This window comes from Novosphingobium sp. 9 (genome assembly GCF_025340265.1).
Taxonomy (GTDB): Bacteria; Pseudomonadota; Alphaproteobacteria; order Sphingomonadales; family Sphingomonadaceae; genus Novosphingobium.
Genome location: NZ_CP022707.1, coordinates 1570078 through 1591532, shown reverse-complemented (window position 1 = coordinate 1591532; position 21455 = coordinate 1570078). Strand labels below are relative to the sequence as shown.

At 62.3% G+C, this 21455-nt stretch carries 20 protein-coding genes, 2 tRNA genes and 2 pseudogenes; 6 read left to right on the top strand and 18 right to left on the bottom strand.

The features are described from left to right. Positions 1-66: 66 nt before the first annotated feature. Positions 67-771, top strand: a complete 705-nt coding sequence (locus CI805_RS07995) for an alpha/beta family hydrolase (protein WP_260921645.1) — start codon at positions 67-69, stop codon at positions 769-771. 243 nt (positions 772-1014) lie between these two features. On the opposite strand, the gene CI805_RS07990 is transcribed toward CI805_RS07995, so the two are convergent. Together CI805_RS07990 and CI805_RS07985 are read right to left on the bottom strand one after the other, a co-directional pair. Continuing rightward, positions 1015-2976 carry a potassium transporter Kup gene (locus CI805_RS07990; protein ID WP_260921643.1) on the bottom strand — a complete coding sequence of 654 codons (1962 nt, stop codon included), beginning with the start codon at positions 2974-2976 and terminating at the stop codon, positions 1015-1017. Positions 2977-3231: 255 nt separating this feature from the next. Next, positions 3232-3308: transfer RNA gene (locus CI805_RS07985), tRNA-His, on the bottom strand. 146 nt (positions 3309-3454) lie between these two features. Between CI805_RS07985 and CI805_RS07980 the strand changes: the two are divergent. Next, positions 3455-4086, top strand: a pseudogene (locus CI805_RS07980) (prolyl hydroxylase family protein). Positions 4087-4221: 135 nt separating this feature from the next. Here the strand turns inward: CI805_RS07980 and rpmE are convergent. The 11 genes from rpmE to CI805_RS07925 all read right to left on the bottom strand — a co-directional run bounded on the left by rpmE (position 4222) and on the right by CI805_RS07925 (position 14373). Then, the gene (gene rpmE / locus CI805_RS07975) at positions 4222-4449 is read right to left on the bottom strand and encodes a 50S ribosomal protein L31 (RefSeq protein ID WP_103730111.1); all 228 of its coding nucleotides are present in this window, start codon (positions 4447-4449) and stop codon (positions 4222-4224) included. Positions 4450-4566: 117 nt separating this feature from the next. Beyond that, the gene (gene fabZ, locus CI805_RS07970) at positions 4567-5019 is read right to left on the bottom strand and encodes a 3-hydroxyacyl-ACP dehydratase FabZ (RefSeq protein WP_260921642.1); all 453 of its coding nucleotides are present in this window, start codon (positions 5017-5019) and stop codon (positions 4567-4569) included. Positions 5020-5038: 19 nt separating this feature from the next. Beyond that, positions 5039-5767, bottom strand: a complete 729-nt coding sequence (locus CI805_RS07965) for an OmpH family outer membrane protein (protein WP_260921640.1) — start codon at positions 5765-5767, stop codon at positions 5039-5041. Further along, entirely contained in the window at positions 5767-8391 is a 2625-nt protein-coding gene (gene bamA / locus CI805_RS07960) for an outer membrane protein assembly factor BamA (protein ID WP_260927861.1), read from the bottom strand. Before bamA ends, CI805_RS07965 begins: the two co-directional genes overlap by 1 nt. Positions 8392-8565: 174 nt before the next feature. After that, positions 8566-9951: an RIP metalloprotease RseP gene (gene rseP / locus CI805_RS07955; protein WP_260921639.1), complete on the bottom strand. Its 1386-nt coding sequence runs from the start codon at positions 9949-9951 to the stop codon at positions 8566-8568. A 1-nt stretch (position 9952) separates the two neighbouring features. Next, complete coding sequence (dxr, locus tag CI805_RS07950; RefSeq protein WP_260921637.1) at positions 9953-11110, bottom strand: 1-deoxy-D-xylulose-5-phosphate reductoisomerase; 1158 nt, start codon at positions 11108-11110, stop codon at positions 9953-9955. Then, the gene (locus tag CI805_RS07945; protein ID WP_260921629.1) at positions 11107-11826 is read right to left on the bottom strand and encodes a phosphatidate cytidylyltransferase; all 720 of its coding nucleotides are present in this window, start codon (positions 11824-11826) and stop codon (positions 11107-11109) included. The genes dxr and CI805_RS07945 overlap by 4 nt, the downstream gene beginning before the upstream one ends. After that, the gene (gene uppS / locus CI805_RS07940; protein WP_260921626.1) at positions 11813-12505 is read right to left on the bottom strand and encodes a polyprenyl diphosphate synthase; all 693 of its coding nucleotides are present in this window, start codon (positions 12503-12505) and stop codon (positions 11813-11815) included. Before uppS ends, CI805_RS07945 begins: the two co-directional genes overlap by 14 nt. A gap of 31 nt (positions 12506-12536) precedes the next feature. After that, positions 12537-13094 carry a ribosome recycling factor gene (frr, locus tag CI805_RS07935; RefSeq protein ID WP_260921623.1) on the bottom strand — a complete coding sequence of 186 codons (558 nt, stop codon included), beginning with the start codon at positions 13092-13094 and terminating at the stop codon, positions 12537-12539. A gap of 3 nt (positions 13095-13097) precedes the next feature. Then, positions 13098-13820 carry a UMP kinase gene (gene pyrH, locus CI805_RS07930; protein ID WP_260921622.1) on the bottom strand — a complete coding sequence of 241 codons (723 nt, stop codon included), beginning with the start codon at positions 13818-13820 and terminating at the stop codon, positions 13098-13100. A 112-nt stretch (positions 13821-13932) separates the two neighbouring features. Beyond that, on the bottom strand, positions 13933-14373 hold the full coding sequence (locus tag CI805_RS07925) for a winged helix-turn-helix transcriptional regulator (protein ID WP_260921621.1): 441 nt from the start codon (positions 14371-14373) through the stop codon (positions 13933-13935). A 54-nt stretch (positions 14374-14427) separates the two neighbouring features. Here CI805_RS07925 and CI805_RS07920 point away from each other — a divergent pair, with 54 nt between their 5' ends. Beyond that, positions 14428-15036 (top strand): NAD(P)-dependent oxidoreductase, encoded by a 609-nt coding sequence (locus tag CI805_RS07920; RefSeq protein WP_260921619.1) that lies wholly within the window; start codon positions 14428-14430, stop codon positions 15034-15036. A gap of 412 nt (positions 15037-15448) precedes the next feature. Here the strand turns inward: CI805_RS07920 and tsf are convergent. Further along, a pseudogene (tsf, locus tag CI805_RS07915) lies at positions 15449-16371 on the bottom strand (translation elongation factor Ts). 159 nt (positions 16372-16530) lie between these two features. Further along, on the bottom strand, positions 16531-17283 hold the full coding sequence (gene rpsB, locus CI805_RS07910) for a 30S ribosomal protein S2 (RefSeq protein ID WP_260921617.1): 753 nt from the start codon (positions 17281-17283) through the stop codon (positions 16531-16533). A gap of 413 nt (positions 17284-17696) precedes the next feature. On the opposite strand from rpsB, the gene CI805_RS07905 reads away from it, so the two are divergent. Continuing rightward, complete coding sequence (locus CI805_RS07905; RefSeq protein ID WP_260921615.1) at positions 17697-18023, top strand: hypothetical protein; 327 nt, start codon at positions 17697-17699, stop codon at positions 18021-18023. 200 nt (positions 18024-18223) lie between these two features. Beyond that, entirely contained in the window at positions 18224-18505 is a 282-nt protein-coding gene (locus tag CI805_RS07900; protein ID WP_260921613.1) for a hypothetical protein, read from the top strand. Here CI805_RS07900 and CI805_RS07895 read toward each other — a convergent pair. From CI805_RS07895 to CI805_RS07885, 3 genes are all read right to left on the bottom strand, one after another. Next, on the bottom strand, positions 18429-19256 hold the full coding sequence (locus tag CI805_RS07895) for a CDP-alcohol phosphatidyltransferase family protein (protein ID WP_409934947.1): 828 nt from the start codon (positions 19254-19256) through the stop codon (positions 18429-18431). The genes CI805_RS07900 and CI805_RS07895 overlap by 77 nt on opposite strands. A 68-nt stretch (positions 19257-19324) precedes the next feature. After that, a complete protein-coding gene (locus tag CI805_RS07890; protein WP_260921611.1) occupies positions 19325-20074 on the bottom strand; it encodes a phosphatidylserine decarboxylase in 750 nt (249 codons plus the stop codon). A gap of 163 nt (positions 20075-20237) precedes the next feature. After that, positions 20238-20323, bottom strand: a tRNA-Tyr gene (locus tag CI805_RS07885). Between the two features lie 291 nt (positions 20324-20614). Between CI805_RS07885 and CI805_RS07880 the strand changes: the two genes are divergently transcribed. Further along, on the top strand, positions 20615-21379 hold the full coding sequence (locus tag CI805_RS07880; RefSeq protein WP_260927859.1) for a TrmH family RNA methyltransferase: 765 nt from the start codon (positions 20615-20617) through the stop codon (positions 21377-21379). Positions 21380-21455 lie beyond the last annotated feature (76 nt).

The following is a 21455-nucleotide window of genomic DNA, read 5'->3' as shown; positions in this document are numbered from 1 at the left end:
CTGCGATTACGGCGGTAATACTGAGAACGGCTGCTCGTTCGCCTCCCTTTCCTGGGTTTCACCTCGATGCGCCCCATCATTGTCGTCGGCCGCACAAACAAGGCCCGCGAATCCGACTCTATCCGGCAAATGCTCGCGATGCTGGAAGCCTGTGGCCGTCCGCTGCTCTGGTTCGATTCAGCCTATTTCAGGTCCGAGACGGACATTGCGATCAGACTTGCGCGGCTGGCTCCCTCGCTGGTCACCACATCGGGCGAGCACCCTTTTTCCTGCGTAAAGCGCTGGCAACGCCGTTTGCTGCGACTGATCTGCATCCTTGCCGACAACCGGCGCTACGATCACCTCTACACACGGTGTTTCGGCGTCGCGGCCAATGATGCGCGACAGCTCAGGAGCATGCTGGCCAAGCTGCCAGAGGGCCCAGCCGATTTCGTCACCCATTCAGCGGGCGGCGTATCCGTCACCATGCTCGCGGGGCATCCCAAACTCGGACGGGTCGCCTGCTTCGGCTACCCGTTCCGGCATCCCGAACGCGCTCAGGAGCCTTATCGCATCCGGCATCTCGCCAGCGTGACGACGCCACTACTCATCCTTCAGGGTGAGCAAGATCCCTATGGCGCCAATCCTGCCGAGTTCGGATGCCATCTGCCCACCCATGCCCAGATCGTAACGCTTGCCTGCGATCATGACTGCGATGCGCTTCCCGCCCCTGAGTTCGCCCGCGCCCTGCAAGTTCTGTCGCAGTTTCTGGACAACCCTGTGCAAGCCTGAGCGCACCCAGTTTTCCTACAGCCTGTGATCGTGCCATGAAGAAACCTGTAGGGAGCACGCGATCTCTGGCATCGTCGGTTCAGACGACAACGCAGCGTTCCTGCACGACTGCGAACGCCGCAGATGTAGCGTTGATGGCAGAGGGAGAAAGAGCCTCAGGACCGTGTCAACCTGAGTGTCACCTTACGCACAAATCTCGAACAGCCGCCTGGCGAGGCAGGTCAGGACGACACAAAAGACCGTTCAAATCTCGAGCTGGCTGCCCAGTTCAACCACGCGGTTGGTAGGCAGACGGAAGAACACCATCGCACTGGCGGCATTGCGCATCATCCACGCAAACAGCTTTTCGCGCCAGATCGCCATGCCCGGTTTGTCCGAGGGGACAAGGGTCTGACGCGAGAGGAAGAAGCTGGTCTTCATCATCTCGAACGGACCGCCGCACAGCTGGTTGTGCGCAAGTGCGGCAGGCACGTCGGTCTCTTCCATGAAGCCATAGCGCAGCGACATGCGGAAGAAGCCCTGCCCCAGTTCCTGCACTTCATAGCGCTCGGTCGGCTCCACATAGGGCACGTCCTGAACTTCGACGGTCAGCACCACCACCCGCTCGTGCAGCACCTTGTTGTGCTTGATGTTGTGGAGCAGCGCCGAAGGAACGCCCGCAGAGCTCGACGCCATGAAGATCGCCGTACCGGGAACACGAGTCGCCGAGCCATGCGCGCTCTTGGCGAAGACGTTGAGCGGGAGCGCCGCCTCGGTCATGCGCTGGCGCATCAGGCGGCGGCCCTTGTTCCACGTCGTCAGCAAGGTGAAAGCGATACCGCCGATCATCAGCGGGAACCAGCCACCGTCCGGAATCTTGGTGGCGTTGGCGGCAAAGTAGCCGCCATCGACCACGAAGAAGGTCAGGATGACCGGCGCTGCCAGCCACCACTTCCAGCGCCAAAGTACCAGCACCAGTACGCTCATCAAACAGGTGTCGATCAGCATCGCCCCGGTAACCGCGATACCGTAGGCCGACGCGAGATTCGAGGAGTTCTGGAACACCAGCACCAGCGCGATGACACCGATCATCAGCGCCCAGTTGACGAAGGGGATATAAATCTGCCCAACCTCATGCTCGCTGGTGTGGCGGGTCGATAGCCGCGGGATGAAGCCCAGTTGCATTGCCTGATGGGTGATCGAGAATGCACCGGAGATCACCGCCTGGCTGGCAATGAACGTCGCACAGGTCGCCAGGATCACTAGCGGCAGGCGCAGATGATCAGGTGCGAGGTTGAAGAACGGGTTGCGCATCGCTTGCGCGGCCATGTCGTCATCGAGGCCGAGAATCATCGCGGCCTGCCCGAAATAGTTGATCAGCAGGCAGGGCATGACGAAGGCAAACCACGAGACGCGCAGCGGGCTCCGCCCGAAGTGCCCCATATCGGCATAGAGCGCCTCGGCGCCGGTTACCGCCAGCACGACCGATCCGAGAGCCAGAAAACCCAGCACCTTGTCGGTGAGGAAGAACTGGATCGCATACCAGGGATTGAGCGCCACCAGCACATGCGGAAGCTGCACCAGATGATAGATCCCGAGAATCGCGAGAACCGAGAAATAGAGCACCATAACGGGCGCAAAGAACGCACCGACCTTGGCGGTGCCGCTCTTCTGGATCACGAACAGGCAGACCAGCAGGACCAGCGCGATCGGCATGACAAACGGCGCAAGGCTGGTCTGGACTACGGTCAGACCTTCAACCGCTGAGAGCACCGAAACCGCAGGCGTAATCATCGAATCGCCGTAAAACAGCGACGTCGCGAAAACGCCCAGCAGCACGACGAGACCGGAATAACGCGACTTGCGGATATGTCCGGAAATCAGCGCAACAAGCGCAAGGCTGCCGCCTTGCCCCTTGTTGTCAGCCCGCATCAGCACGGTGACGTACTGCAGCGCCACCACCAGCGTCATCGACCAGAAGATCAGGCTGACGACGCCAAGGATGTGCAGTTCGTCAATCGCCAGCGGATGCGGACCAACAAACGTCTCGCGAAAAGCGTAGATCGGGCTTGTGCCGATGTCGCCGAAGACGACACCGATAGCCCCGAAGGCCAGCTTCGTGAGATTGCCCGAACCATGTCCGTGGCCTGTAGCGGCAGCCGGCGCCGACGTGACGGTGGTCACGGCCAGCGGGGTATCGGCTCCCTGCGAAGTAGCATCACTCATTCATGCGCCCCGTCATGGGATCCGGAAGCGCCTTCGCGCTCGGGCAAGGGGTGGCCGTTAGCAGCATGCGACGGGCCAAGCAACGTTACTTAACCGATTGTCAGCTTGGAGGTTGCGAGCGGGATAGAGCAAAACGGATATGATCTATGCGAATCTATCGCAGCCGACCGACAGAGCAGGCGCAAAGACATATGCACTTGCTTGTGCACCCTGCAGTCGCAGGCATCTCATCGGCGTAGATGGAAAAGGGAGAAATGGGGCGATCGATGGGGTTCGAACCCACGACCTCCGGTACCACAAACCGGCGCTCTAACCAACTGAGCTACGATCGCCACACTTCTGCAAAAGCCACCGTTGCGGTAAGCTTCGCGGGAGCGGCGCCTTTGCACCAGCGCGGCCTGCTTGCCAAGCGAAAAACGCACCCGAGACAAACAAAGGTCGATTTTCTTGAGCAGGCCGCCGTTATACCAAGCAAGTGATGAAAATGCCTTGCGAATCGACAATTGGGGAAGGCCTCGCCGCACGGGCTCTCCAGCGCGTGCCCTCCCCAGGATCGAAATGTTCCTTCAGCGCGGTTTCCTGGACGCCGACCACTGTCGCGATCTTATTACGCTGATTGAAGAACAACACCGTCCTTCCACGCTCGCCGACCACAATGGTGATCGCAAATTTCGTACGAGCTCGACTTGCGATCTGGCGCCAAGCGAGCCCGCCGTTGCACACTTGGCCAACAAACTGACTGAACTTTCCGGCATCGATCCGATTTATGGAGAGCCACTTCAGGGGCAACGTTATGAGCCGGGGCAGGAGTTCAAGGCCCACACAGACTATTTCGAGCCCGCCAATCCAGACTTTCAGCGCTATTGCGCCATCGCCGGCCAGCGCACCTGGACCTTCATGGTCTATCTAAACAATGTCGAGGCTGGCGGAGCGACCCGCTTCAAGGCGATCGACAAAGTCATCCAGCCTGAAGCCGGGAAGCTTGTCGCGTGGAACAACCGGCGCCCCGACGGCTCACTCAACGCTGCCACACTTCATCACGCGATGAAGGTTCGCAAAGGCAACAAATATGTGATTACCCGCTGGTATCGTGAAAAGCCCTGGGCGTAATTCTCCATATCCGCGCCAAGGTGTCGCGATAAGGCGGAGCGAACCGAACCGAACTGTCAGCCTTGCAAATCAATGCACAAAAAAAGGCGGTCCGCAGGGACCGCCTTCTTCATGCCCATAAAGGACGTCTCGAACTCAGTTCTTCTTGAGCGAAAGACCACCGAAGCGCTTGTTGAACTGCGCAACACGGCCACCTTCCTGCAACTGCTTGGTGCCACCGGTCCATGCCGGGTGCGACGTCGGGTCGATGTCGAGCACCAGCGTGTCGCCTTCGCTACCCCAGGTCGAGCGGGTCTGGAAGGTGGTGCCGTCGGTCATCTGCACCGTGATCATGTGGTAGTCGGGATGGGTATCGGCCTTCATGTCGTGTCTCTTTCGCATCTGGCCGGTTCCGACCGGCCTGGCTTGGAAAGCGGCGCCCATACAGCGTCCCCCGCAAATTGCAAGGGGAACTCCGCCAAGGCGCCGGATATAGCGGGATCAGGCGTCCGCAATCATCGCGGTGAAGTTGACCTCGCAGGTCACCTTGTCACCGATGGAGGCCTTCCCCCAGAACTTGCAGACCCGCGAACGCTTCTGAACGAAGCCAGCGCGCAGGTCGAGCAAATTGCCCGGCGTTACAGGGTTGCGGAACTTGGCTTCCTCGATCGCCATGAAATAGACGAGCTTACCGGTTCCGGCGAGCCCGAGGCTTTCGATGGCAAGGATACCAGCCGCCTGCGCCAGCGCCTCGATCTGCAAAACACCCGGCATGATCGGCCGGCCCGGAAAGTGCCCCTGGAAGAAATCCTCGTTGAAGCTGACTGCTTTCACCGCATGGATCTCCTCCTCGTCGAAGGAGACCACACGGTCGACCAGCAGCATCGGGTAGCGGTGCGGAAGCGCCGCCAGGATCTTCGCGGTATCGTACACCGTCTCGTTACCGTCGCTCATGCCGGATACGTTCCTGCGATCAGCGGCCGGTCGGCGCCGCGGTGCCCGAAGCGGCAGGCGCCTGCTGCGCTGCGGCCTGCTGCTGTGCGCGCTGTTCACGAACCTGACGCGGCTCCCAGCCAGCAGGCGGAACCAGCTGCGCCGAAGGAATAGCGGCGTTGAGGTCGTTCAGGATGTCCTGATTGAGGTTGTACGCACCGCCATTGAGTGCAAGAATCGCGTCCGGCGACAGCAGGATCGAGACGCCCTTCTTGCTCATCGCCGACTTCACGGCATCATTGAGCTTGTCCTCGATCTGCTCCTGCACGTACTGCTGCGAGAGACCGACGGGCGCCAGAATCTGCTGCAGTTCGCGCTTGCCGTTCTCCTGGATACCCTGGATCTGCTGCGCTTCCTGCTGCAGCTGGGCATCGGTTGCCTTACCACCCGAACGATCGGCATTGAACTTGTCGATCAGCGGCTTGAGCTGGGCATTGATCGCATCGCTGCGGGTCTTCGCCTGGTCGAACTGGGTCTTGTACGTGGTCTGGCGCTGCGTCTCGGCCGTCTGATAGGCGGTCGAGTTAGCGACGATGGCATCGAAATTGGCGATACCCAGACCCTGCACAATCGTGCCGCCGGCGGCCGGAGCAGCCGCCGCTGCTGTCGGCACAGGAGCGGCCTTCTTCGCGGCAAACGCGGGCTGAGCCGAGACGGCGCCCAGAGCGACAGTTGCAACCAGCAGGGTTGCCTTCGAGATGGTCTTCATCAGAATTGGGTTCCCACGTTGAAAGTGATAGTCTTCGTATCGTCGCCGTCTTCCTTGAGCAGCGCCTTGGCAAGGTCGATGCGCAGAGGTCCGAAAGGCGAATTCCAGTTCACGCCGATGCCGACCGCAAGACGCGGCCTCCAGCTGTCACCGACATAATACTCGTTGAAGTTGTACAGATACTCACCGGTTGGCACGTTCGCACCGCCCGTTTCGGAGTTGGTCGCGCTCGTAACGGTCGAGGTCGTGCCGTCGGTATTCGTCTGTGTGTAAGTTGCGATACAACCCGTTGTACAGTTCGACGTCTTGGGCGCCTTCACGCCCCAGACCGCGCCTGCATTCACGAAGACAGACGGACGCAGGCCCATATCGCGCGCACCGGCACCGAGCGGGATCTCCATTTCGGCACGAGCAAGGTAGTAATATTTGCCGCCCAGCGCGTCATCCGTCCAATCACTGCGCTTGGTGGATTCGACACCATCGGTGATCGGTTTGCGCAGCACGCGCGGACCGATACCGCGAATGTCAAAGCCGCTCATCTGAGGCGAGCCAAGGAAGAAGCGATCCGTCAGACGAACGTCATCGCCATCGTATCCGACGATAGCGCCGCCTTCGGCAGACATCGAGAAGATGAAGCCGCTACCCACGTTCCAGTACTTCGCGGCCTGCGCGCGTGCCTTAACGTAATGAACGTCGCCACCAAGCCCCGAAACGTCGAGGTTGATCGACGCCGAGATACCCTTCGTAGGCCGCATGCGGTTATCGAGGGTATCATAGATCAGCGAGCCACCGACAATCGAGCTGAGGCGCTTGCCCACTGCGTCGCAAAGATACTGACCTGCATAAAGCGGGTCACACGTCAGCTGGCTGGGATCAAGACGATACGAATAGTACGTGCTCTTATCCAGGGAAACGTCATCGTAGTTCAGCGTATAACGAGCAATCGCAGTCAGGAATTCCGTCAGCGGCACGCCTGCGCGAACCTGGAAACCAGTGGTTGATTGCTCGTAGGTCGTATTGCGGTCCGAATCGAGCGTGTTCCAGCTGTTGTAGTCGCGGCGATAGATATCGACGCCCAGCGAGATGTTCTTGTCGAACAGATAAGGCTCGACGAAGCTGGCCTGCACTGACTTCGAATAGTACGAATAGCTGCCCGACAGGCCGACCGTCTGGCCGCGACCACGGAAGTTACGCTGCTGGATGGAGGCCTGGAAGATAAAGCTTTCGATGCTCGAGAAGCCTGCCGACAGCTGGAGCTGACCGGTCGGCTTCTCTTCCACGTTGGCTTCGAGGATAGCGCGATCAGGGGCACTTCCGGGCTTCTGCTCGACCTCGAACTTCTCCTGAAAATAGCCGAGCGACTTGATGCGATTGGTCGAACGCTTGACCTGCAGCGAGTTGAAGGCATCGCCTTCCGACAAACGAAACTCGCGACGGATGACCTTGTCCTGCGTCAGCGTATTGCCATTGATGTCGATCTTCTCGACATAGACGCGCGGGGCTTCCTGGATGAGGAAAGTGATCCCCATCGTCAGGTCGTCCTTGTTGCGATGGTACTGCGGCTGAACGTCAGCGAAAGCGTAACCGAAGGCGCCTGCGGTCTCGTTCAGGTTGTCGATCGTGTCTTCGACCTGCTTGGCGTTGTACCAGTCGCCCTTGTGCATCGGCAGCGTCTTGGCGAGGCGTTCACCGTCGAAGTCACGGATCTGGCTATCGACCTTCACATCGCCGAACTTGTAGCGCTTACCTTCCTCCACCACGTAAGTCATGATGAAGTCCTTCTTGTCCGGCGTCAGTTCGGCGACTGCCGAAACCACGCGGAAGTCAGCATAACCCTGCGTCAGATAGAACTGACGCAGCTTCTGCTGGTCGAAGGCCATACGATCGGGATCGTACGTGGTGCCCGAGCTGAATACACGGAAGAAGCGCGACTGCTTGGTCATCATCTGCGCACGCAGTTCCGCGTCCGAGAAGTGATCATTACCGATGATATTGATCTGCCGCACCTTGGACTTGTCGCCCTCGGTGATCTCGAAAACGATATCCACGCGATTCTGGTCAAGCTTGACCATCTTCGGCTCGACCGTTGCGGCATAGCGTCCCTGACGCTTGTACAGCTCGATAATGCGGGCGACGTCGGCACGAACCTTGGAGCGGGTAAAGATCTGGCGCGGCGCGAGCTTGATCTCCGGACGGATCTTGTCGTCCTTGATGCGCTTGTTACCCTCCAGAATGATCCGGTTGATCACCGGATTTTCCTTCACCTGAACCGTGACATTACCATCGTCATTGCTGACCTGGACGTCCGCAAAGAGTTCGGTCTCGTAAAGGTCCTTCAGCGCCTGGTCAGCCGCCGATTTGGTGTATTGCTGGCCAACGCGCAGCTTGATGTAGCTGAGCACCGTCTGCGGCTCGAGGCGTTCAGCCCCCGTGACCTGCAGCGACTTGATCGTCACCGCAGGCTCGGGCGCAGCAGCAGGCGTCGCCGCGACAGCAGGCGCGGCGGCTGGGGCCGGCGCAGCGTCCTGGGCCATGGCGGCAACTGGCGTGCCGGCAAGGATCGTGGTGCCGAGCAGCACGGCCGCAAGATGCGGCGAGCGTCGGGCTTCAGTACTGCGACCCATTTCCCATCCCATCATTCTACGCAAAATCCCGTAAGCACTAACGCGAGGACCCATCACCGCCCTGACAGGCTGCCTGCCCGCCCGGCAAGCAATCGAAGCCATCTGCCTGATGGCGTGAAGGCAATCAAGCAAGCAAAGTCGGCAAGAGTATGTCGCTGGTAAAATTTCTCCAGGCTATCCACCGAATATCGGCAGCGAAGCCAGATCATTGACGGTCACGAACAGCATGAGCGCGAGTACCAGCATCACGCCGGTGCGGATAGCCCATTCCTGACTGCGAGCCCCCAGCGGCCTGCGACGAACGAATTCGGCCACGTAGAAAGCCAGATGTCCGCCGTCCAGCCCTGGGATTGGCAGCAGGTTGATGAATGCCAAATTAATCGAGATCAGCGCCACGAAGTTGACGAACTCGGGCCAGCCTAGGCTGAATTGCTCGCCAGAATATTTCGCGATCTTGATCGGACCGCCCAGTTCCTTGACCGAACGCTCGCCGGTAACGATCTGACCAATTCCATCCAGCATCGTGCGCATCAGCGACACGCTCTGCGACGAAGCGAGCCCCACCGCTTCAAATGCGCCGACAGGCACTATCCGTCCTGGACTATTGGCAATCCCCAGTCGTCCGATGGTGATCCTGCGCCCTTGCTCATCAAGAGCAGATGCAGCTTCAAGATGCACCTCCATCGCCATCGACTGCCCACTTCGGTCGATCACGACGTTGACCGTACGCCCCGGATTGGGAGACACTGCATCGATCAGATCCATGAAACTGCGCACCGGGCTGCCATCGACGGCGACGATCCGATCTCCGATCTGCATGCCTGCATACTCGGCTGGAGAATCCTTCGAGAAGCGACCAATCACCGCCGGCATGTAATCCACGCCAAGGTCGGCAACACGCGCGACATTACCGAATTGGTCGGAAACTTCCTGCGCGGACAAATGTACCGGCAGCACAAAGTCACGCCCATCTCGCTCAATCGCAAGTGGCAGTGTCCGCCCAGGGTACGGCGCCACCAGAGGCGCAATGTCGGTAAAACTTGCGACCTTCTGCCCGTCCACCGCAAGAACGCGATCTCCGACACGCAGCCCTGCGTCGCGGGCATCCGAATGCTGCGCAAAACCCAATACCACCGGGTCCGCCTCAACCCTGCCATAGCCATAATTGAACGCCGCAAAAACCGCGATGGCCAGCATCAGATTCGTCATCGGGCCCGCGAGCACGATCAGCGAGCGCTGCCACAATGGCTTGGCATGAAATGTCCGTGCCCGCTCGGCAGGCGTCAGCCCATCCTCGCGTGGCGAGGGAGCACTCGACGGATTCATGTCGCCTGCAAACTGCACATAGCCACCAAGCGGCAGTATCGACAGTTTCCAGCGTGTACCGCGCTTGTCGGTCCACCCGACGATCTCGCGCCCGAACCCGATAGAGAAGGCGTCGGCCTTCACGCCGAACAGGCGACCGACCAGATAGTGCCCCAGTTCGTGGAACAGCACCAACGGGCCGAGCACCAGAGCAAAGGCAAAGACGGTGGTCAGCAATCCGGGTGCGCTCGTCATATCAGGTCGCCTCGGTCAATTCGCGCGAACGGACACGCGCCTCGGCATCCACGGCGAGTACGTCGGCAAGGGACTGCGGCGGAGGCGGCGCATAGCGGGAAAGGACATCCTCCACTTGTGCCGCAATACGCGTGAATGAAATGTGACCATCGAGGAACGCGGCCACCGCAATCTCGTTCGCCGCGTTCAGAACGGCGGGAATTGCACCGCCCGCCAAAGCGGCTGCGCGCGCCAGACGCGTCGCCGGAAAACGTACTTCGTCAGGCGCCCGGAAGGTAAGCTCGCCAATCGCGGCAAGGTCCAGGGGCGCGCACGGCGTTTCCATACGCGCGGGGTAAGCCAGGGATGAAGCGATCGGCACCCGCATATCGGACGGCCCCAGTTGCGCCAGCGTCGATCCATCGCGGTACTCGACCATCGAATGTACTACCGATTGCGGGTGAACGATGATCCGAAGCTTGTCGAGGCCGACGGGGAACAGATGATGCGCCTCGATCAGTTCAAGCCCCTTGTTGAACATCGTCGCCGAATCAACGCTGATCTTGGCGCCCATCGACCAGTTGGGATGGCGCACCGCTTCCGCCGGTGTCGCCCTTGCCAGTTGCTCTGCGGACCAATCTCGGAACGGGCCGCCACTGGCAGTCAGCGTGATCCAGCGCACATCCTCAAGATCGTTGCCCTGCAGGCACTGGAAAATCGCGTTGTGCTCGGAATCGACCGGCAGCAGTGTTGCCCCGTGCCGTGCCACCGCCGCCGTCATCACTTCGCCCGCAGAGACCAGCGCTTCCTTGTTGGCCAGCGCGATCACCCTGCCGCGCTCGATCGCTGCCATGGTGGGCGCAAGCCCTGCACAGCCGACGATGGCCGCCACAGTGACCTCGGCATCACGCGCGGCAGCTTCGATCAGAGCCGCAGGACCGCCAGCCGCTTCGATACCGCTGCCAGCCAGCGCTTCGCGCAGAGCGGGCAGGCAGGTTTCATCCGCAACAACCGCCAATTCCGCTGCGAACTCCCGTGCAAGCTTTGCCAGTTCGACAGCATTGCCATTGGCCGTCAACGCGACGGCCCGCCAGTTCGGGCGATCACGGCGGATCAGATCAAGCGTCGAGGCGCCGATCGACCCGGTCGCGCCCAGCACAGTGATGGAGCGCTGGCTCATAGATAACCACCTGCACGCAGCGCCGAGAAATAGAGCCCGAGCACGAAGCACAGCGCCAGCAGACCATCGACGCGATCAAACAGCCCGCCGTGACCGGGGATCAGGCCGCTGGAATCCTTCACGCCCGCGCGGCGCTTCATCCAGCTCTCGAAGAAATCACCTGCCTGCGCGACCACGGCAGCCAGCGCGCCTTCCAGCAGTGCTGCACCGACGACGGCAGCGCCGAGCGGGTATCCGGCCCACCAGAAGCTGGCGACCATGACGGCTCCCGCCAGAACCATACCGCCGATCAGTCCAGCCCAGGTCTTGGATGGACTGATGCGCGGGGCGATCTTGGGGCCACCAAAGGTCCGCCCGCTGAAATAGGCGCCGACATCGGTCGCAATCACGAGCCCAAGTAGCACGAGCACGGCCATCGCGCCCATCGGCGCATCACGCAGCAGCGCCAACGTCGCCGCAGCGATGATCACATAGATGATACCCGCTGCATTCCACAGGCCGCGCTTTACCGGACTTGGCGTGATCGCGTGAACGAGCCGCACCCATTCCCAGAACACACCTGCCGCCACCGCGATCACGAAACCGCGCCAGAACAAACCGCCCAGCCATAGGGCGCTACCGGCAATCGCCAGCATCACGATCGCGGAAAGGGTGCGAACCTTGAGGTCGGACTTGCGCCCTTCGACCTTGGCCGAAATTCGCTCAGCGTCCGCCATAACGGCGCTCCCGATTTCGGAAATCGTCGAGCGCCTCACGCAGATGCTCGACCGTAAAGTCCGGCCAGAGCACTTCAGTGAACATCATTTCGGCATAGGCAGCCTGCCACAGCAGGAAGTTCGACAGGCGCACTTCGCCCGAAGTGCGGATCAGCAGGTCAAGCGGCGGCATATCCGCCGTATCCAGCTGCGCGGAGATGCTCTCCGCCGTGATCGGCCCCAGTGCCGCCGCCTTGGTGGCGGCACGGGCGATCTCATCCTGCGCGCCGTAGTTCAGCGCAACGGCCAGCGTCGTGCCGGTGTTCGCGGCGGTCTTGGCCACCGCACCGTCGATCAGTTCGACCAGATCGGGGCGGAAAGCACGGTAATCACCGATGATCTTGAGGCGCACGCCCGCCGCTGCGAACTCGTCGAGGTCGGACATGATGAAGCGCTTCATCAGGCCCATCAGGTCCGAAACCTCGTCCTCCGGGCGCCGCCAGTTCTCGGTGGAGAAGGCGTAAAGCGTCAGCGCTTCCAGTCCCAGTTCGCGGGCGCCGCGCACGATCCGGCGCACCGCCTCCACGCCGCGCTGGTGCCCCAGCGCACGCGGAAGATGGCGCTTCTTCGCCCAGCGCCCGTTGCCGTCCATGATGATGGCGACATGCCGGGCGCCCACGACGACGTCCTTCTTGGCCATCAGGCCTCCCTCACCCCGCAGAAACCCGACATCACTTGCCGAGGATTTCCTTTTCCTTCGCACCGAAGACTTCGTCCAGCGACTTGATGATGTCGTCGGTCAGCTTCTGGACCTCGGTTTCACCGCGCTTGCGCTCGTCTTCCGAGATTTCCTTCTTCTTCTCGTCCGCCTTGAGGTTCTCGATACCGTCGCGGCGCACGTTGCGCACGGCGACACGGGCCTTCTCGGCGTAGGAGCTGGCGAGCTTGGCCAGTTCCTTGCGACGCTCCTCGGTCAGATCGGGGATCGGCAGGCGCAGCGTGTTGCCGTCGTTGATCGGGTTGAGCCCCAGCCCTGCCGAGCGGATCGCCTTTTCGACCGGACCGATGTTCGACTTGTCCCACACCTGCACCGAGAGCATGCGCGGCTCGGGCGCCGAGAGCGTGGCAACCGACGTGATCGGCATCGCGCTGCCATAGACCGTCACCATGATCGGTTCGAGCAGCGCGGTGTTCGCGCGGCCCGTACGCAGACCCGAAAGGTCATGCTTGAGTGCTTCGATCGCGCCGCTCATGCGACGCTCGAGATCGGCCTTGTCGTACTTTGCCATGGTTCAGGCTCCTTTCTGGACGAGCGTCTGGGTGCCTTCACCGGCGAGAACGCGGGCCAGATTGCCCTTCTCGCGGATCGAGAACACGACGATCGGAATATCGTTGTCGCGGCACAGGGCCACGGCGGAAGCATCCATCACCTTCAGATTGTCAGCGAGGACACGATCGTAATCGACTGTATCGTAACGGGTCGCAGCCGGGTTCGTCTTGGGGTCGCAGTCATAGACGCCATCGACGCTGGTGCCCTTGAGCAGCGCGTCGCACTTCATCTCGGCCGCACGCAGGGCAGCACCCGAATCGGTGGTGAAGTACGGCGCGCCGACGCCCGCCGCGAAAATCACCACGCGCCCCTTTTCGAGGTGACGTTCGGCACGGCGGCGGATCACCGGCTCGCAGACCTGATCCATCTGCACCGCAGACTGCACGCGGGTTTCCACGCCCAGCTGCTCCAGCGCGTTCTGCATCGCCAGCGCATTCATCACCGTCGCCAGCATACCCATGTAATCGGCCTGCGCGCGGTCCATGCCCTTGGCCGCACCGGCCATACCGCGGAAGATATTGCCGCCACCGATGACGAGGCAGACCTCGAGACCGGTCTCCTTCGCCGCCTTCACTTCCTTAGCCATCTCGGACACGAAGTCTGGGTCGATGCCGAAAGGCTGGCTGCCCATCAGAACCTCACCCGACAGCTTCAGCAGGACGCGTTTGTAGCGGGGGGCACTCATGGTTTCAGGTTCTCCTGGGGGACAGACGGCCCCGGCTGTAGGAGCGTGCGGCGTCCTTGCCAAGGGGTTGCCCTGTGGAAGGCGCTCCTCTGGACCGTGGAGGCCTCTCCGCTCAGCCGTTCAGACGCTCCATCTCGACATCGTAGGCCACCCTCGCCAGCGCCACCTGCGCCATCCGCCGCTCCGCCCAGTCGATCATCGCGCGCAGCGAATCGAGCAGTTCGGCGCCCAGCGGCGCGATGGCGTAGCTGACCGAAACCGGCACCGTAGGTACGACCTGCCGCAGCACCAGCCCGTCGCGCTCCAGCGAGCGCAATGTCTGGCTCAGCATCTTCTGCGAAATCCCCTCGATCCGCCGCCGCAGCGCGTTGAAACGCATCTCGCCAGTGCCGAGCGTGGTGAGGATCAGCACGCTCCACTTGTCCGCCACCCGGTCCAGAAGCTGCCGCGTGGGACAGTCCGCCGCATAGACATCGGGCGCCCGCAAAGGGACCTCGCGGTCCAGTGCGGTTACTTCCGGGTGACCCGGTGCGAGCAAAGTGCCTTCTTGCATAGACGCCCTCTCTATCACACCTGGTCACTATCAGTAACCACCAAGGATTGTCCCATGAAGATTGCCGTCCTCGGCGCCAGTGGCCGCGCCGGATCGCAGATCGCCCTCGAAGCCGCAGCGCGCGATCACGAGGTGCTCGCCCTCGCCCGCCATCCGGAAAAGATCCCGACTGCCGCGGGAATCACCCCGCTTGCGGCCGATGCCGGCGATCCCGCAGCCCTCGCCCCGCTGATTGCCGGGTGCAATGCCGTTGTCAGCGCGCTGCATTTCGACGTGACCGCCGAAACATTGCTCTCCGCCATCCGCAGCGCCGGGGTTCCCCGCCTGCTGGTGACGGGCGGCGCGGCCAGCCTGCTCGGCCCCGATGGCCAGCGCCTGATCGATTCGCCCGACTTCCCGGCAGAGTGGAAGCCCATGGCGATGGGCGGCATTGTCTTCCTCGATGTCCTCAAAACGACGACCGACATCGACTGGACCTTCTTCTCGCCCGCCGCGCTGATCTTCGAGGGCGAACGTACTGGCCACTATCGCACCGATACCGATCACCTCGTCACTGATGCGCAGGGCGAAAGCCGCATCAGCTTCGCCGACTACGCCATCGCCATGATCGACGAACTGGAGGCCCACAAGCACAGCCGGGCACGCTTCACCGCCGCCTACTGAAGCCCCCGCCACGACAGCGCCCACATCGCAAGGTGACACCTTGGTTGACACAGTTGACACGGTTCAGGGATGAAATGTCACCTTGGCCCGAACCGGCGGATTTCAGCCATTCACCCGTCACCTTGCCCGCCGGAAGTGTCACCTCGCCATTTGCGCAAGGTGACACTTCGCACGCGGCATTGCGGGCAGGCACACCTGCTCTCACAGAGTGAACGTCGGCACCGTTCGGCAAGAGGCAATCAGCAAAGTCCATCGCGGCATCCTACCGCGAACGATGCCCTGTAGGAAAACGGACGCGGCGTAGCCCCGAGGCGTGAGCGCACAGAAAAAGGGCCGGGAAGCCATCGCTCCCCGGCCCTTTTTTCCATTCCGGTGACCTCCTCCCTGCGCGGGTGGGGATCAGCCGCGAAGATCAGCCTGCAACAGCAGCGGCAACCTCGGCAGCGAAGTCGGTGACTTCCTTCTCGATGCCTTCGCCGAGCTGGAAGCGCACGAAGTCCTTGAGGACGATCTTGGCACCGGCTTCCTTGCCGGCAGCCGCCACGACCTGGTCGATCGGGTCTTGTTGTCCATCACGAACAGCTGCGAGAGCAGTGCGTTTTCCTTGGCGTACTTGGCGATCGCACCGTCGACCATCTTGGCCTGCACGGCTTCCGGCTTGCCAGACTCGGCGGCCTTCTCCTCGGCGATCTTGCGCTCGCGGGCGATCAGGTCGGCGTCGAGATCGTCAGCGTTCAGCGCGAGCGGGAAAGCCGCTGCGATGTGCATGGCGATCTGCTTGCCCAGCGTGTCGAGCACGTCGGCAGGAGCCGACGATTCGAGCGCGACGAGCACGCCGATCTTGCCGAGGTTCGGTGCGGCGGCGTTGTGCATGTAGGGAACGATCAGGCCTTCCGAGACCGAAACCGTCTTCATGCGGCGAACCTGCTGGTTCTCGCCGATGGTGGCAACGTTGTTGGTCAGCGCGTCGCTGACGGTGCCGCCGGTCGGGTAGGCAGCAGCCTTGAGCACTTCGACGTCGTCGCCATCCACGCCCAGCGCGACTTCGGTGGTCTTGCGCACGAAGTCCTGGAACTGGTCGTTCTTGGCAACGAAGTCCGTCTCCGAGTTCACCTCGACGGCAACGCCGCGGGTGCCGGTGACGGCAACGCCCACCAGGCCTTCAGCGGCGGTGCGGCTCGACTTCTTGGCGGCAGCGGCCAGACCGCGGGCGCGCAGCGCGTCCACGGCGGCTTCGAGATCGCCACCGGTTTCGTCGAGGGCCTTCTTGCAGTCCATCATGCCGGCGCCGGTGCGCTCACGCAGGTTCTTCACGTCTGCTGCGGTGTAAGCCATCGCTCAAAATCCTCTTGTCTGGTCAGGCCCCGCACAAAGGAGGCCCGTTAGGTTCATTCCCGTAAAAGTACGGGGGCCCTGAATATGGGTTGCGCGCCGGGCCCTCGTGGACCCGGCGCGCGACAATTCCATGACGAAGTTGTCGTCGCCGGGAGCCTATCAGGCTTCGGCGGTTTCCTCGACCGGTGCGTCCAGTGCGCCGAGGTCGACACCGCTGTCGATCACGCCGTCACGGTGGCCCTTGGTCGCAGCCTGCGCAATGGCCTCGCAGTAGAGGCGAACGGCGCGGCTGGCGTCGTCGTTGCCCGGAACCGGGAACGCGATGCCCTCGGGCGAAACGTTCGAGTCGAGGATCGCCACAACCGGGATACCCAGGGTGTTGGCTTCCTTGATCGCGAGGTCTTCCTTGTTGGCGTCGATCACGAACATCACGTCGGGGATGCCGCCCATGTCGCGGATGCCGCCGAGCGACAGCTCAAGCTTGTCGCGCTCGCGCGTCAGCTGAAGGACTTCCTTCTTGGTGAGACCGGCGGTGTCACCCGAAAGCTGCTCTTCCAGCGCCTTGAAGCGCTTGATCGACTGCGAGATCGTCTTCCAGTTGGTGAGCATGCCGCCCAGCCAGCGGTGGTTGACGTAGTGCTGGCCGCATGCCTTGGCAGCCTGAGCGATCGGCTCCTGCGCCTGGCGCTTGGTGCCGACGAACAGAACCTTGCCGCCAGCCTGGACGGTGGCCGACACGAAGTCGAGCGCACGGGCCATCAGGGGCACGGTCTGCGACAGGTCGATGATGTGGATGCCGTTGCGCGCGCCGAAGATGTACGGCTTCATGCGCGGGTTCCAACGGTGGGTCTGGTGACCAAAGTGTGCGCCAGCTTCGATCAGCTGCGACATGGTAACGACGGGAGCCGCCATAAATACTTCCTTTTCCGGTTCAACCTCTGGGATGCTGGAACCGTGCGGTAGCCCGAAGGGCCTGGTCCGCTGCGGCACCGGTATGTGTGCATCCCATGTGGAGTGCCGACCCGATTCGCGTACCGACAATTCGGCGCCAAGGGATCGAACGCGGGCCCCTTACGCGCAAAAGCCCGTCAACGCCAGCACCAATTCACCGCAGCCACCGCACCTGCCGCCGCGAGATGCCCTGCAAATCGCGACAAGTCGGGAACGCGGCCATTCCTGCGGCTTTCCCCTGTGGAAAACACGCAATAGTTAACGGATCGCAAAGACAGTCCGCCCTCCGGGTCGGACGAGATGGAAAGGGGGAATGGTCGCCGGAAGTGGCCATTCGGGGGCATCACGACTGCGATTGCAGGAAAGGAACCTCGATGACCGCCCTCGCCCCGATCCTGTTCGCCGCCGCTGCCGTGATCTGCATCGCCTTGGTACGCCGGACGATGCTTGCCAACGGGTCGGCCATCCACGCCCTGTACCGCGAATGGCTCAGGCGGCAGGAGCCGCTTCATCTCGAAACGCACTGGGTCGATACCGCGCGCGATCGTCAGGCGAATACGCGGCGCCAGAGGATTCGTGTATCCGGTCGAGCAGACAAACCGGCTGGCGCGAATCCCTCGGGGCGCCATCACAAGGCGATTCCCAAGCCCGTCACGCATCGCCTGCATCAGGCCCGCCAGCGTCAGGATGATGCCGCGTAAGGCGGGTTAACGTTCTAAAATCGCGCATTTCTTTCTTGAGGCGCGAGACTTGTTCCACCCTTGTTCCGCATTTCGCTTGACAAGGACGGAACAAAAAACGAACAACAGCACATCGGAACATTCAGAGAACCAAGTACCAATCACCCAGTGGCAGACCGCATTGGACAATGCGATGGAGCCCGAAGGCAAAGGATCAGGTCATGACTGCGTTCGCCGCCAGCCTCTTCACGCTCGCAGCCCTCTTCTCGGGGCTCGTCATCGCTCTGGCATGGTTGACCCATGGCCGCAGGGCACTCGGCCTCGGCAGCCGCATCGTGCATTGCTCCGGGGAACTGACCGTCACCTGGAAGCGCGTCGAGCGCGTGGCCATGCCGATCCCGGCACAGGCCCCGCGCCCGCGCGGGATCAGTGGGCGCCGTCGTCCGGCAACGCTGCGCTCGCCCCGGCTGGAGTGGCTTTCGCCGGAAAACCTTGCCGCTTGACGCGCAGATAGGTGATCAGGCCCAAGGGCAGCAGCGCGAGGTAGAAGACCGTCAGGCCTACCAGCGTCAGCCAGGGCTCGATCAGCAGTGCCGAGACGGTCAGGCCAACCAGCGCAATCAGTCCGATACGCACACCGCGCGGCGGGCTGAGACGCGACCAGCTGAGCGTTGGCAGGTTCGAAATCATCAGGAAAGCATTGATCAGCATCCACAGGCTGACCACCACAGGATTGGCGAACTCGGGACGGCTGGTGCCGATCCACAGGTACATCGGCAGGAACGCGAGACCAGCGCCCAGCGGTGCCGGAACGCCGGTCAGGAAGCCTGCCGACTTGTGCGGCTGGTCCAGCATGTCGAGCCGCGCATTGAAGCGCGCCAGACGCAGGACACAGCAAATGGCAAAGGCGAGCGCCGCGATCCAGCCCAGCCCCGGCAGCGCATTGAGCGTCCACAGATAGACGATCAGCGCAGGCGCCACACCGAACGAGATCGCATCGGCAAGGCTATCCAGTTCCGCACCAAAGCGGGTCTCGGCCTTGAGCAGGCGCGCGGCGCGCCCGTCGATCCCGTCAAGCAGTGCCGCGACGATCACCGCCTGCACCGACTTTTCGAAATCTCCGGCAATCGCAAAGCGGATACCGGTCAACCCCGAGCAGAGCGCTGCCGCCGTGATCGCGTTGGGCACGATCGCCCGAACCGACAGGCCCGCAGCAAGACGCCGACGCGGCCAGCGGCCTCGGGCATCGTACATGTCAGCGGCATCGTCGAGCATATCGTCCTCGAAGCCATCCGCCGCCTGACCGCTCTCCCCGCGATCCATCACTGCGCGATGCCTTCAATCACATTGCCCGTACCGATACGCCCCAGCACGGTTTCGCCCGCGACGATCTTCTGGCCCATCAACACCAGAGGCTCGGTGCCTGCGGGCAGATAGACGTCGACGCGGCTGCCGAAGCGGATCAGACCGACACGCTGACCGGCAGCGACTATATCGCCCGGCTTTACGAACGGCACGATGCGGCGCGCGACAAGGCCTGCAATCTGCGTGAAGCAGATCCGCACGCCATCGCTGCGCTCGACGAGGATATGCTGACGCTCGTTCTCCTCGCTCGCCTTGTCGAGATCCGCGTTCACGAACTTGCCGGGAATGTAGACGACGCGGCGCACGGTGCCGCCGATCGGCGTGCGGTTGATGTGAACATCGAACACGCTCATGAAGATCGAGACGCGCGTGACCGGCGTGGCATCGAGCGGACGCGTGCCGCTGCCATCGTCCATGGTCATCTCGCGCGGGGGCGCGACCTTCTGGATCAGCGTGACGAGGCCATCGGCGGGCGCGACGATCGCTGCATCATCCTGCGGCGTGACGCGCACCGGATCGCGGAAGAAGGCCAGGACGCAATAGGTGAGCACGGCCAGCGGCCAGCCAAACCACGGCCCCCAGATGATCCATACCACCAGCGCGACCGCACCGGCGATGGCACCGAACTTGCGACCTTCGGGATGAACCGTCGGCCAGCGCCAGGACGCTTCACCGCGCCCCTGATTATCGAGAATATCGTTGGACATTGTGTGCATCTACGGGCTCCGCGAAAGGACCGCAATGGGCGCGGACACGAAGACCGGATGTCTTCCGACGAGACCGGGTACAAACCCGGCAAACAGCTCTGTAAGGTGAGTTGCGCTTTTCCTGTTCCCCTTGCGGGGTGGCTCTCAGAGCGAGGGAAGCTGGTGGTGGACAGAGCTGGATTCGAACCAACGTACGCTTGCGCGGGCAGATTTACAGTCTGCTGCCTTTAACCACTCGGCCATCTGTCCACACCAGCTTGCTGGCTTGCAAATCCTTTCGGATCCGCGATTTGGAGCGTTCCGAAGAGCGCCCCGTGCCGAGGAGACGCGCCTTTGCCGAAGCTTCTCTTGCCTGTCAATGCCCTCGCTGGCAGAGCGGACCAGAAATTACGATTTTTTTGCTGAAAGGACGTTTTGATGAGCAATCGTGGCCGTGGTCGCGCCGGGACCTATGGAGGATCCGGTGATGACACCCGCGACAATGGCAGCGGCGAAGGCGGCACGCGCAAGCGCGGCGCACTGCGTGGCCGCGCCGGACGCATGCAGGGCGGCCGTGGCAGCGGTCGCGGAAGCAGCGGTTCGGTGCGCCTGTGGGGCCGTCATGCCGTGGAAGCGGCGCTGAAGAATCCCGAGCGCCGCCATCGCAAGCTCTGGGCGACTCGCGAAGGCGTCGCGTCGCTGGATGGCGAACTGCCCGACGACTTCCCGGTCGAATGGGCACAGCCTGCCGATCTGGCGCGACTCGTCGCCCGCGACGCGCCGCATCAGGGCCTCGTGCTCGACTGCGACCCGCTGGAGGACATCTTCCTTGAAGACGTGCTCGATGGCGATGCCTCGCGCCCGGTGCTGGTGCTGGATCAGGTGACCGACCCGCACAACGTCGGCGCCATCCTGCGCTCGGCTGCGGCGTTCAACGCCTGCGCGATCGTGACGCAGGATCGCCATGCCCCGCCCGAATCGGGCACGCTGGCCAAATCGGCTTCGGGAGCGCTTGAAGTGGTGCCCTGGGTGCGGGTGGTAAATCTGGCCCGCGCCCTGGAGGACATCGCCGAGGCCGGTTACTGGCGCATCGGTCTGGACGGGGCGGCCAAATCGACCCTGCAAGGCGCCCTGCCCGCTGGCCCTGTCGCACTCGTGCTCGGCGCAGAAGGTGACGGCATGCGCCACAACATTGTCCAGCACTGCGACGCGATCGCCAAGTTGCCGATCAGCGAGGCCATGGAAAGCCTTAATGTCAGTAATGCCGCCGCGATCTCGCTCTATGCAGTTGCTACGCGTGTCATCGATGCCAGCGAGGGCGGATAAGGGATAATCGCATGGAGGCGCTGTAACGGCGCCTCCCCTCTAGCCCGGAAGGGCGAATATCCTGACCAACAAAAAA